10 protein-coding genes and 1 tRNA gene are annotated in these 12,432 nt (G+C 47.8%); 10 read left to right on the top strand and 1 reads right to left on the bottom strand.

Going from position 1 to position 12,432, the window contains the following annotated elements:
- The first annotated feature begins 123 nt into the window (after positions 1 to 123).
- The 4 genes from folD (at position 124) to KG118_RS06395 (ending at position 3,455) form a co-directional block, all read left to right on the top strand.
- On the top strand, positions 124 to 1,005 hold the full coding sequence (gene folD / locus KG118_RS06410) for a bifunctional methylenetetrahydrofolate dehydrogenase/methenyltetrahydrofolate cyclohydrolase FolD (RefSeq protein WP_117711481.1): 882 nt from the start codon (positions 124 to 126) through the stop codon (positions 1,003 to 1,005).
- A gap of 8 nt (positions 1,006 to 1,013) precedes the next feature.
- A complete protein-coding gene (locus tag KG118_RS06405) occupies positions 1,014 to 2,156 on the top strand; it encodes a CapA family protein (protein WP_199598765.1) in 1,143 nt (380 codons plus the stop codon).
- 90 nt (positions 2,157 to 2,246) lie between these two features.
- Positions 2,247 to 2,323: transfer RNA gene (locus tag KG118_RS06400), tRNA-His, on the top strand.
- A 499-nt stretch (positions 2,324 to 2,822) separates the two neighbouring features.
- Entirely contained in the window at positions 2,823 to 3,455 is a 633-nt protein-coding gene (locus KG118_RS06395; protein ID WP_117711431.1) for an HU family DNA-binding protein, read from the top strand.
- A gap of 1 nt (position 3,456) precedes the next feature.
- Here the strand turns inward: KG118_RS06395 and mfd are convergent, their stop codons facing one another.
- Positions 3,457 to 6,843, bottom strand: coding sequence for a transcription-repair coupling factor (gene mfd, locus KG118_RS06390; protein WP_117711430.1), 3,387 nt, complete (start codon positions 6,841 to 6,843; stop codon positions 3,457 to 3,459).
- A gap of 109 nt (positions 6,844 to 6,952) precedes the next feature.
- On the opposite strand from mfd, the gene KG118_RS06385 reads away from it, so the two are divergent.
- The 6 genes from KG118_RS06385 (at position 6,953) to KG118_RS06360 (ending at position 12,410) form a co-directional block, all read left to right on the top strand.
- Positions 6,953 to 7,705, top strand: a complete 753-nt coding sequence (locus KG118_RS06385) for a polyprenol monophosphomannose synthase (protein ID WP_117711429.1) — start codon at positions 6,953 to 6,955, stop codon at positions 7,703 to 7,705.
- Between the two features lie 4 nt (positions 7,706 to 7,709).
- Entirely contained in the window at positions 7,710 to 9,071 is a 1,362-nt protein-coding gene (locus KG118_RS06380; protein WP_117711428.1) for a dihydroorotase, read from the top strand.
- Between the two features lies 1 nt (position 9,072).
- The gene (locus KG118_RS06375) at positions 9,073 to 10,008 is read left to right on the top strand and encodes a vitamin B12 dependent-methionine synthase activation domain-containing protein (protein WP_117711427.1); all 936 of its coding nucleotides are present in this window, start codon (positions 9,073 to 9,075) and stop codon (positions 10,006 to 10,008) included.
- 69 nt (positions 10,009 to 10,077) lie between these two features.
- A complete protein-coding gene (locus tag KG118_RS06370; RefSeq protein ID WP_117711426.1) occupies positions 10,078 to 10,563 on the top strand; it encodes an RNA polymerase sigma factor in 486 nt (161 codons plus the stop codon).
- A gap of 3 nt (positions 10,564 to 10,566) precedes the next feature.
- On the top strand, positions 10,567 to 11,193 hold the full coding sequence (locus tag KG118_RS06365) for a hypothetical protein (RefSeq protein WP_117711425.1): 627 nt from the start codon (positions 10,567 to 10,569) through the stop codon (positions 11,191 to 11,193).
- A complete protein-coding gene (locus tag KG118_RS06360; protein ID WP_117711424.1) occupies positions 11,181 to 12,410 on the top strand; it encodes a metallophosphoesterase in 1,230 nt (409 codons plus the stop codon). Before KG118_RS06365 ends, KG118_RS06360 begins: the two co-directional genes overlap by 13 nt.
- Positions 12,411 to 12,432 lie beyond the last annotated feature (22 nt).

Here is a 12,432-nt window from a genome sequence, read left to right as displayed (position 1 = left end):
CACATACATCCCGCCGATTTCATATATTAAATGAAATCGGCGGGATTTTTGCTTTATTCGGTTATTTAGTCTACTTTTGCGAATAATGCTATGCAAATAATAACTAATACAACAATATTGAATATGACACTAATTGACGGAAAAGCAATTTCCGAACAAGTAAAACAGGAAATTGCAGCAGAAGTAGCTGATATAGTGGCACGCGGCGGAAAACGTCCTCACTTGGCAGCTATCCTTATAGGACACGACGGTGGCAGCGAAACCTATGTAGCCGCCAAAGTAAAAGCTTGTGAAGTATGCGGATTCAAATCCTCGCTAATTCGTTATGAGGCAGATGTAACGGAAGAAGAGTTACTGGCGAAAGTGCGCGAGCTGAATGAGGATGCAGATGTAGACGGTTTTATCGTCCAACTACCCTTACCCAAACATATCTCGGAACAGAAAGTGATCGAAACCATCGACTATCGCAAAGACGTGGACGGCTTCCATCCTATCAATGTAGGACGTATGTCCATAGGGCTGCCTTGCTACGTTTCCGCAACCCCCAACGGTATTCTCGAGCTACTGAAAAGATACAAAATAGAAACTTCCGGAAAGAAATGTGTTGTACTGGGACGCAGCAACATCGTAGGTAAACCTATGGCTGCCCTCATGATGCAAAAAGCTTACCCGGGTGACGCCACGGTAACCGTTTGTCACAGCCGCAGCAAGGATTTGGTAAAAGAGTGCCAAGAAGCCGATATTATTATCGCAGCATTGGGGCAACCCAACTTCGTAAAAGCGGAAATGGTGAAGGAAGGTGCAGTTGTTATTGACGTAGGTACTACTCGTGTACCGGACACAACCAAAAAATCCGGCTTCAAACTGACCGGTGACGTCAAGTTCGATGAGGTTGCTCCAAAATGTTCATTCATCACTCCTGTGCCCGGTGGTGTAGGTCCGATGACCATTGTCTCCTTAATGAAAAACACACTTCTGGCAGGCAAGAAAGCTATTTACCAATAACAAGGATGATGAAAGCCCTCATCACCCTTATCTCTCTACTATATAGTGTAACCCTTTCCTCGCAGGAAAGGATTACACTATTATTTGTAGGAGACTTGATGCAACATCAAGCACAAATAGATGCTGCCCGTACTTCCGGCGGGAAATATGATTACTCCTCTTATTTCTCCCTCGTAAAGAAAGAAATCTCCCGTGCCGATATTGCAATAGGCAACCTTGAAGTAACTCTCGGTGGAAAACCCTACCGAGGTTATCCCACTTTCAGTGCACCCGACGAATATCTGCAAGCTATCAAAGATGCAGGATTCGATGTTCTTCTTACCGCAAACAACCATTGTCTGGATCGTGGCAAGAAAGGACTGGAACGTACTATCGCGCAAATGGATTCTCTCTCCATACCCCATGCAGGCACTTACCGTAACAGCATGGAACGCAGGCAACACTATCCTCTTTTCATCCGGAAAAAAGGTTTTTGCATAGCTATACTCAACTACACTTACGGTACTAATGGAATCAAAGCATCTGCGCCCAACATTGTCAATTATATCAACAAAGAAACAATTCTAAAGGATATACATAGTGCTCAAGCCGTACGTCCGGACGCCATTATAGCCTGTATGCATTGGGGAGAAGAATATCAATCACTCCCTAATCACGCGCAACGCGAACTTGCTGACTGGCTGCTGGAACAAGGAGTAACCCATATTATTGGTTCACACCCACACGTAATCCAGCCTATGGAATTACGCAAGGATGGCAATCAACAACATGCTGTTGTCTATTCTTTAGGAAACTTCATCTCCAACATGAGTACCGCAAATACGGACGGTGGCCTTATCTTTACGCTAGAACTTGAAAAATATCCTCTTCCCAATCCTATTCATCCATTGCAAAACAATTTGAGTTATTCACCGTCACTCAAGCCTTTTGTCTCTTCTTTTCCATTCTCCCGTGTCATCCGGTGTGGATATACCTTGGTGTGGACCGCTCGTCCCACTCTCACTGGAGAAAAAAATTACATTTTATATCCTTCCTACTCATCGGCTGACAACTTACCGGAATCGGCTCGTAATCGCCTGAATATCTTTATAAAAAACTCACGAAATCTCCTATTACAGCACAACACAGGAATTTATGAGAATAACAAATAGCTATTTTTAATTGAAAATATTCATCGAAATATTTGTAATATCAAAGATTATCCCTATCTTTGCACCGCATTTAAGAAATGCAACAACATGGTGACTGTAGTTCAGTTGGTTAGAGCGTCAGATTGTGGTTCTGAATGTCGAGGGTTCGAGTCCCTTCAGTCACCCCAAAAGATAAGAGGAAATTCAGAGATGATTTTCCTCTTTTTTATTGTAAATAAGGCTTTTACGGGTAGATTGACTCCACTAAAATATAATCTGAATGACACTATAATAAATTCTAAAATATTCGCATACAAAAACACGGGTATCAGGAGCTGATGCCGCCCCTATACATATAAGGATAAGAAGATACTAACCGTCAGCTATCCATAAAGAAACATACACACTCCTGTTTTCAAACACCCACTTCTTAGGAGAAAAGCTTGCTCATATAGGAAATAAGCCGTATCTTTACGCTCAAGATGAACATCTTTAGGTTAAAGACCGCCATCTCCAGCCTAAAGATACATATCTTTAAACTGAAGATACAGTTTAAAGCATAGGTTAAGCCTCCTCGGTAAGCAAGTCTGCCTACTTCTGTCCCTATCCCATGCCACTTCTTCCTTAGCCCTATGCAGGACGGACATCAATCACCGAATTATCAACCCGTAAACAACAAGAAATATCATGGCAGAATATCAAATGCAGACCTCTAATCTTCCCAACGAAGACGGCGAAAAAATACTCTTCCCCCGCATCAAGATTTGGGGACAAGTAGACTTGGATTACCTTGCACAACACATCAACTACGCCAGCACTTTCACTCCCGGCGACATCGTCGGACTGGTAAAATCACTCACCCAAGCCATAGCCCGTGAAATGGGGCAAGGGCACTCGGTGAAAGTGGACGGACTGGGTGTATTCACTCCCTCATTAGGGCTGCGCGAAGGCTTTGAACGGGAAAGCGCCGAACAAGGCGGACAAAAACGCAACGTAAGAAGTATCTGTGTGGACAACATCAACTTCCGTGCAGACAAGGATTTTATCTACGAGACAGGACGGAGTTGCATACTGGACCGCTCTAAATGGAAGTTCCGGTACTCTTCCTCACGCTACACCGCCGAACAACGGCTGAAACTGGCGCAGGACTATTTAGAGTCACATCCGTTACTGAAAGTAGGTGATTACTGCGAACTGACAGGACTACTGCGCAACGCCGCTGCACAAGAGCTGAAACAGTGGAGCGAAATGCCTGAAAGCGGAATCGGCCATACTGGCAGAGGGTCACACAAGATATATATCAAGCGAACAACAGACTAACCTATTCTTCCACCTGCATCGCCACAATCTCCTGCAACGCCACCACAGCCTCTTCCACGGTAGTGACATCCTTCACCACCATACTCCGCTTGTTATTCTGCTCCCGCAGGTCGCAACGGCGGGTGTATTTCATCATGTAGGCAATGACTTTGCCGAAAGCCCGGCTCTGATAGTAAGGGCTGTCCGGATTGGAGACAAAGAACAGCGTCATACGACCACCTTTGAGGAACACCTTCTCCGTTCCCAGACGTGCCGCAAGACGGCGTAGGGGAACGATACGGAGCAACTCTTCCGTTTCGGGGGGAATAGGTCCGAAACGGTCTTCGAGGCGGGCGCGGAAGGCGTCTACATCCTTGTCCAGCGTCAGACCGTCCAGTTCGCGATAGAGCAACATACGCTCACTGCTACCGGTGACGTAAGTGGCGGGCAGCAACAATTCAAGATCGCTCTCTACCTGGCACTCGTCTACAAATTGCTCGCCGCTGATAGTGCCGTCGCCTTTCAGTTCGTCGGCATAGAGATCGGCAAACTCGTCGGTCTTCAGCTCATGTACGGCTTCGGACAATATCTTCTGATAAGTTTCGTAACCCAAGTCGGCAATGAAGCCGCTTTGCTCTGCGCCAAGCATATTGCCCGCACCGCGAATGTCGAGGTCCTGCATGGCGATGTGGATGCCGCTGCCTAAGTCGGAGAAGTTCTCGATGGCCTGCAAGCGGCGTTTGGCTTCCGGCGTAAGCGAGGACAAGGGAGGAGCCAGCAAGTAGCAGAAGGCCTTTTTATTGCTGCGCCCCACACGACCGCGCATCTGGTGCAGGTCGCTCAAGCCGAAATTCTGCGCCTGATTGATGATGATGGTATTGGCATTCGGTATGTCGATGCCGCTCTCAATAATGGTAGTGGCGAGCAATACGTCATAATCATAATTGACAAAGTCGAAAATAATCTTTTCCAGTTCGGCAGGTTCCATTTGCCCGTGACCGATGCATACACGGCAATCGGGGATGTTGCGCTCTATCATCGCTTTCAGTTCAGAGAGATTGGAAATGCGGTTGTTTACAAAGAACACCTGTCCGTTGCGGCTCATTTCGAAGTTGATGGCATCGGTGATAATCTCATCGCTGAACGTATGCACTTCCGTCTGAATGGGATAACGGTTGGGCGGCGGCGTCTGGATGACGCTCAAATCGCGCGCACCCATCAGGGAGAACTGTAAGGTGCGGGGAATGGGTGTGGCGGTCATGGTCAGGGTATCCACGTTCACTTTCAGTTGGCGGAGCTTCTCCTTGACGGAGACACCGAACTTCTGTTCTTCGTCGATAATCAGCAAGCCGAGGTCTTTGAACTTAACGTCTTTACCCAGAATGCGGTGGGTTCCGATAAGGACATTCACCTCACCGTCCGCAAGACCCTTGATAACGGCTTTGACCTGTGCCGCCGTCCGGGCACGGCTCAGATATTCCACACGGCAAGGCAGGCCTTTCAGACGTTCCTTAAAAGTCTGGAAATGCTGATAGGCAAGAACGGTGGTGGGAACGAGGACGGCAACCTGTTTATTGTCCGCCACCGCCTTGAAAGCGGCACGCACGGCAACCTCGGTCTTGCCGAAGCCTACGTCGCCGCATACCAGCCTATCCATGGGGCGGGCGCTTTCCATATCCGCCTTTACGTCGGCGGTTGCCTTGCTTTGGTCGGGGGTATCCTCGTAAATGAAAGACGCTTCCAGTTCCCGTTGCAGAAAACTGTCGGGGCTGTATCGAAAGCCCTTCTCCTCGCGCCGTTGCGAATAGAGCTTTATCAGGTCGCGGGCTATATCCTTAATCTTGGTTTTGGTGCGGTCTTTCAATTTCTCCCATGCACCGGTACCCAGCTTGTTGAGGCGGGGGGCTTCACCGTCTTTGCCTTTGTACTTGGAAACCTTATGCAAAGAATGGATGGAGACAAAGACCACATCGTCATTCTGATAGACCAGACGCATCACTTCTTGCGTCGTATCTCCGTTAGGAATACGCACCAGTCCCGTGAAACGTCCCACGCCGTGGTCGGTATGCACCACGTAATCTCCGGGAGTAAACTGGTTCAACTCCTTCAGGCTCAAAGCCACCTTGCCGCTACGGGCTTTATCGCTTTTCAGGTTGTATTTGTGAAAACGGTCGAACAGCTGGTGGTCGGTAAAGATGCAGAGACGCAAAGTATCATCGGCAAAACCCTCATGCAAGGTACGCTCAACGGAGGTAAAGGATATATCATCTCCCCGGTCTTCAAAGATAGCACGGATACGGTCGGTTTGTTTCAGGCTGTCACTGCATATATAGAGGGTGTAGTTGCGGGAAAGATAGTCGTGGAAACTTTCCGCCACCAAGTCGAAATTCTTATGGAAGATAGGTTGTGCGGCGGTACTGAATGACACTGTCGCATCCGGTGTTCCTGTAGGCTTCGCGCCGAATTCCATACGGCGGAAATCGAGTGCACGCAAGGTAAATTCTCCCCCGTCAATCAACTTTCCTTCCAGAGAGATTGCACCGTTTTCTTCGGCCTCGCGGGCGGCAATGGCAGCAGCGGTCAGCGATTCATCGTGAACGGTCTGAATGCGCTCACGCAACCAGAGGAAATCACGCATCGCCAGCAAGGTGTCCGGCCGAAGGAAATCCAAGAAAGATACCATTCCGCCATTGCCGCCCTGCTCCAAGCTACGGCTCAAATCGGGGACTATGACAATATCTTCTTTCTTCTCTTTGGAAAGCTGGCTCTCCACCTCAAAAGTACGGATGCTCTCCACTTCATCTCCAAAGAAGTCTATACGGAAAGGAAATTCGGAAGAAAAGGAAAATACATCGATAATGCTGCCGCGCACGGCATATTGCCCCGGCTCGTACACATAATCCACGTACTCGAAACCGTAACTGCGCAGCACCTCCGTAACAAAGTTCATATCCACCTTTTCGCCCGTATGGAGTTTCAAGGTTTTATCTCCCAGTTCCTTACGGGAAACAACCTTTTCTGCCAGCGCATCCGGATAGGTAACTACACAAAGCCCTTCCTCGCCTTTCTGCAGGCGGCTCAGCACTTCCGTACGGAGAATCTCGTTAGCGGCATCTTTCTGCCCGTATTTTATGGCACGGCGGAAGGAGGAGGGGAAGAACAACACCTGTTCGGTTCCCAAAATCTGTGTCAGGTCGTGATAGAAATATCCGGCTTCTTCCAAATCGCCGAGGATAAAAACAAACGGACATTCCGCCCGCTGTACCAGCACGGACGAAAACAGCGAAGCGGCAGAAGCGCACAAGCCGCTACAATAAAGATGACGGACGGAATTGTCCTTTAGCAGCCTGCACACACCCTCTACATTGAGATGGGCGGCATATAATTGTTGCAGTTCGGTAATAATCATTGTTACGGTGAATTTCCGTTGCAAAAATACATAAATAATCCTTAGTTTTGTCTGTAAGTAATAGAAAAGCACTACATTTGTTCCCATTAATAAGCCCCATATATTTTCAATGAATATGCAGACATCAGACAGTATTGTCATCATCCCCACCTACAACGAACGGGAAAACATCGAGAATATCATCCGTGCCGTTTTTGCCTTGGAGCACGGATTCCACATACTTATCATCGAAGACGGCTCACCCGACGGCACAGCCGCTATCGTAAAAGACTTGCAGCAGGAGTTTTCCGACCGCCTGTTTATGGTGGAACGCAAAGGAAAGCTGGGTTTGGGCACGGCCTACATAGCCGGATTCAAATGGGCGTTGCAACGCGACTATGAATATATATTCGAAATGGATGCCGATTTCAGCCACAACCCCAAAGACCTACCCCGCCTCTACCGGGCTTGTGCCGAAGAAGGGGCGGATGTGGCTATCGGCTCACGCTACGTCAGCGGCGTGAATGTGGTGAACTGGCCTATGGGACGTGTACTGATGTCTTATTTCGCCTCCAAATATGTACGTATCATTACGGGGCTGCCCATCCACGATACCACTGCCGGCTTTGTGTGCTACCGCCGCAGGGTATTGCAGACCATCAATCTGGACGGCATCCGCTTTAAAGGCTATGCTTTCCAGATAGAAATGAAGTTCACCGCTTATAAATGCGGGGCGAATGTGAAGGAAGTACCGGTTATCTTCATCAACCGCGAACTGGGAACATCCAAGATGAACAGCAGCATTTTCGGAGAAGCCGTGTTCGGAGTTATCCGGCTGAAGTGGAATAGCTGGTTTCATAAATATCCAAACTTAAAAAACTAAAGATATGAAAAGGACGCTGATACACAACGCTACGATTGTCAACGAAGGACAGTCCATCCAAGGTTCGGTCGTTATAGAAAACGGACGCATCGCCGAAGTTCTCACCAACTGGAAACCTCTCTCCGCTCCTTGTGAAGAAGTGATTGACGCAACAGGCTGCTACCTGTTGCCCGGCATCATTGACGACCACGTGCATTTCCGCGACCCGGGCCTTACCCATAAAGCGGATATCCTGACGGAAAGCCGTGCGGGAGCCGCCGGCGGTGTGACATCCATTATGGATATGCCCAACACCAATCCGCTGACTGTAACACTGGATGCCCTGAATGCCAAGTTCGACTTGCTGAATGAAAAATGTATCGTCAACCACTCCTGCTACTTCGGTGCAACCAACAATAACTATACGGAATTTGACAAGCTGGACAAACATCGTGTTTGCGGCATCAAGCTGTTTATGGGTTCCAGCACCGGCAATATGCTGGTAGACAAGATGAATAGTCTGCTGAAAATATTCAATGGTACGGATATGCTGATTGCCGCCCATTGCGAAGATCAGGAAATAATAAAAGCCAACATCGAGAAATACAAGACAAAATATCAAGGAGCGGACGAGATTCCCGTCAACGCCCACCCCGGCATCCGCTCCGTTCAGGCTTGTTATACGTCTTCCGATTTGGCTATCCGTCTGGCAAGGATTGCAGGAGCACGCCTGCATATTCTGCACGTGTCCACCGCCAAAGAACTGCGACTATTCAGTGATGAGCCTTTGGAAGACAAGAATATCACATCCGAAGCCTGTGTAGCACATTTACTTTTTTCACTATCTCACTACAACAGTCTGGGCGCACGCATCAAGTGTAATCCTGCCGTCAAACGAAAAGCGGACAGGGAAGCTCTGCGGACGGCTGTCAATTCCGGATTGATTGATGTGATAGCTACCGACCATGCCCCTCACCTGCTGAGTGAAAAAGAGGGAGGCGCACTGAAAGCGATGTCCGGTATGCCCATGATACAGTTTTCTCTCGTCAGTATGCTCGGACTGGTGGACGAAGGAGTTTTCTCATTGGAAACGATTGTCCAAAAAATGTGTCATGCTCCTGCCCGAATATACGGCATCTGTCAACGTGGATATATCCGCGAAGGCTATCAGGCAGACTTAGTGCTGGTACGTCCCAACTCTCCTTGGGAAGTTACTACGGACAAGATTTTGAGTAAATGCGGTTGGAGTCCTTTAGAAGGACATACGTTCAACTGGAAAGTGGAAAAGACATTTGCCAACGGACATCTTGTCTACAATGGCGATACGGTGGATGATTCTTATCGCGGTGAAGAACTGAGATTCGATTACCCGTCAGCCGGAGCGTAATATGTTAACCGATTCAGAGAATAACCTATATATACATCATCAATTGCCAACTATCAATTATAAAGTCCACGAGGTAAGTCCCTACATCAACTGGATTTATTTTTTCCATGCTTGGGGCTTCCAACCCAAGTTTGCGGCAATCGCCAACATTCACGGCTGTGATTCCTGCCGCGCCATGTGGCTTGCGGCTTTTCCACAAGAAGAACGTGCCAAAGCTGCCGAAGCCATGCAACTGTTTAAGGAAGCCAACAGGATACTCAACCGGCTGGATGAATCCCTTACGGTTCAGTGCATCTACAGGCTGTGCCGTGCTAATGCAGAAGGAGACAACCTCATTATTGAAGATACGGTGTTCCCCCTGCTCCGCCAACAGACTCCTCGTCCGGATGGAGGCCCGTTTCTCTGCCTGAGCGACTTCATACGCCCCCTTTCATCCGGAATAGCCGATACGATAGGCCTTTTTGCCTCTTCCATCAGCGCGGAGAGCGAAGGTTACTACCAAGACGACCCTTACAAACATCTCCTTGTACAAACTTTGACAGACCGGCTCGCCGAAGCTGCAACAGAGAAAATGCACGAATATGTACGTAAAGCGGCATGGGGATATGCTCCCGACGAGTCACTCTCCATCCCGGACTTACTGGCTGAGAAATTTCAGGGTATTCGTCCGGCAGTGGGTTATCCTTCCCTGCCCGACCAGTCCGTAAACTTCATACTGGACGAACTCCTGAATATGAAACAAATAGGCATCACGCTAACCGAAAACGGAGCCATGTATCCGCATTCCTCTGTCTGCGGACTTATGTTTTCACATCCCCGGTCACACTATTTTGCCGTAGGCAAGATTGGCGAAGACCAATTGGAAGATTATGCCCGCCGACGCGGTAAGCCGATTGATGAAATGCGAAAGTTTCTTGCAGAAAATCTGAAGAGTTGAATGCTAAAAGTGTGATTTTCCGGTTTCTGTTACGACAAACAAAATAAAAGCGATTCGAGAAACAATACAATGGAAAATATAGAACAAGAGTTTATGTCCGTCATACGGGAATATGAACGCGTTATCTATAAGGTGTGTTACTTATACACCACTCCGAACGCGACTCTTAGCGACCTATATCAGGAAGTAGTGCTCAACATCTGGAAAGCGTTTCCCAAATTCAGAAGGGAATGTAAAATCTCGACATGGATTTACCGTATCGCCTTGAATACCTGTATCAGCTTCATCCGGAAAGAAAAGAACATTCCGGAGATTGTAACCCTCACACAAGAAGCCGACCGCAGCGAAGAGGATGACGAAACGCAAGCCATGTTACGGCAACTCTACCGGATGATAAACCGATTGGGACAACTGGAGAAGTCCATCATCCTGCTTTATCTGGAAGAGAAAAGCTATGAAGAGATTGCCGAAATCACCGGACTGACTGTAACCAATGTGGCCACTAAACTCAGCCGTATTAAAGACAAACTGAAAAAGATGAACAAGGAGGAATAATATATGGAACTGGACGAACTGAAAAAATCATGGAATGCATTGGATGCACAGTTGCAAAAGGAACCTATCGCCGATGAAAAACAAATTAAGGAACTGATTGCAAGCTATAAAACGAATACCCGCCGTAGCCTGGGACGACTCGTAATCCTGCAACGCTTCTCACTCGGAGTGGGTGCGGTCGGTCTGGCTATTATCTTGTTGATATGGCTCCTGCTCCCCACCTTCGGCTTCAACGAACACTTACAAACCAAGACAGCCCTATTCTTGGCCTTCATCACCGCCACTATCCTCGGCGGCATGTGGTGGGACTGGAAAACCTACCTTTGGAACAGGAATACGAGGGTAGACGAAATGTCCGTAGCCGAAGTAAGCCGACGCATGACCACATTCCGCTGCTGGACTCGTTACGAAGTATGGGCAGTGGCTATTTGGGCAGTCATCTTCACCGCACTGTTCTACTGGGTGATGGATTACTATACGATGCCGCTCATAGTACAAGCTATCATGCTGGGATTCTGTATCATATGGGATGTAATCCTCATATATTTCATTTATAAGAAAGTCATCTACAAACACCTCGACAGCATTAAAAAGAATATAGAAGAACTGGAAGATATATGCACCGAATAACCCTTATACTTATCTTATTCCTGCTTTTACCGGATATGTACATCTATTTGGTGTACATTGTTAAGAAAACGCGTAATATCATCTGGCGCAGCGCCTATTGGCTTCCTACCGCCATACTGGTAGCTATATACATCTACTACATCTATCTGACAGGAGATAATGCCCTGTCACATCATCCTCAAAGCATCGGCAGACTGGCGGTGGCGGTAATGTTGTTTGCCGTTCCCAAAACGGTATTTATGCTCTGTTCACTGCTGGGCATATTGATGCGGGGAATCAGCCGGTTGCTGTCATTCATCATTTTCCATACGCCATTCAGGAACCCCCGCTATCCTTTCGTTGCCCACCGGCTTCCTTATACGCTTCTCGGCATAATATTAGGTGCAATCACTTTTACCAATATCCTTTATGGAGCAATGGCGGGTATTACACGTTTTGAAGTAAAGGAGGTGGAATACAGGTCGGCCAATATTCCCAAAGAATTTAACGGTTACCGCATCCTGCAACTGTCAGACATACATATAGGCAGTTGGCAGGGAAAAGAGGAAGCCGTTCAGCATTTGGTAAAGCTGGTGAACGAGCAACAAGCAGATATCATTGTCTTTACCGGTGATTTGGTTAATCAGCAAAGTCACGAACTGGATAATTTCAAAGAAATACTTTCGCAGCTTCATGCACCCGACGGAGTATATTCCGTTCTCGGCAATCATGATTACGGCACATATTACCGTTGGCGCAACAGGAAAGAGGAAGTTGCCAACTTGGAATATTTAATAAGTCAGCAAAAAGAGATGGGTTGGAAAATGCTGAATAACGAGTATGCCATCCTGCGTCACAAAGGTGACAGCATCGCGCTGGTAGGTGTCGAGAATGATGGTGAACCACCTTTCTCACAGTTTGCCGACCTGCCCAAAGCCCTACGGGGAACAGAAGGGATGTTTCGTATTCTGCTCAGCCATAACCCCACCCACTGGCGACGTGAAGTCTTGCCGGACTCTGACATAGAGCTTACCCTTTCCGGGCATACCCATGCCATGCAAATGGAAATGTTAGGGCACTCGTTAGCCTCTCTCATTTATCCGGAATGGTCCGGTATGTACTACGAAGGCAAACGTGCATTATATGTCAATGTCGGCACAGGCTACGTAGGACTGCCTTTCCGCTTTGGCGCATGGCCCGAAATCACCGTTATAAAATTAGTTAGCGAGAAAGAGTAGCAAAATACAAAAAAGGTCTATC

Source organism: Bacteroides propionicigenes, assembly GCF_018390535.1.
Lineage (GTDB): Bacteria > Bacteroidota > Bacteroidia > Bacteroidales > Bacteroidaceae > Bacteroides > Bacteroides propionicigenes.
Note: the sequence above shows the minus strand (reverse complement) of the source record. Positions and strands in the feature narration are given on the sequence as shown.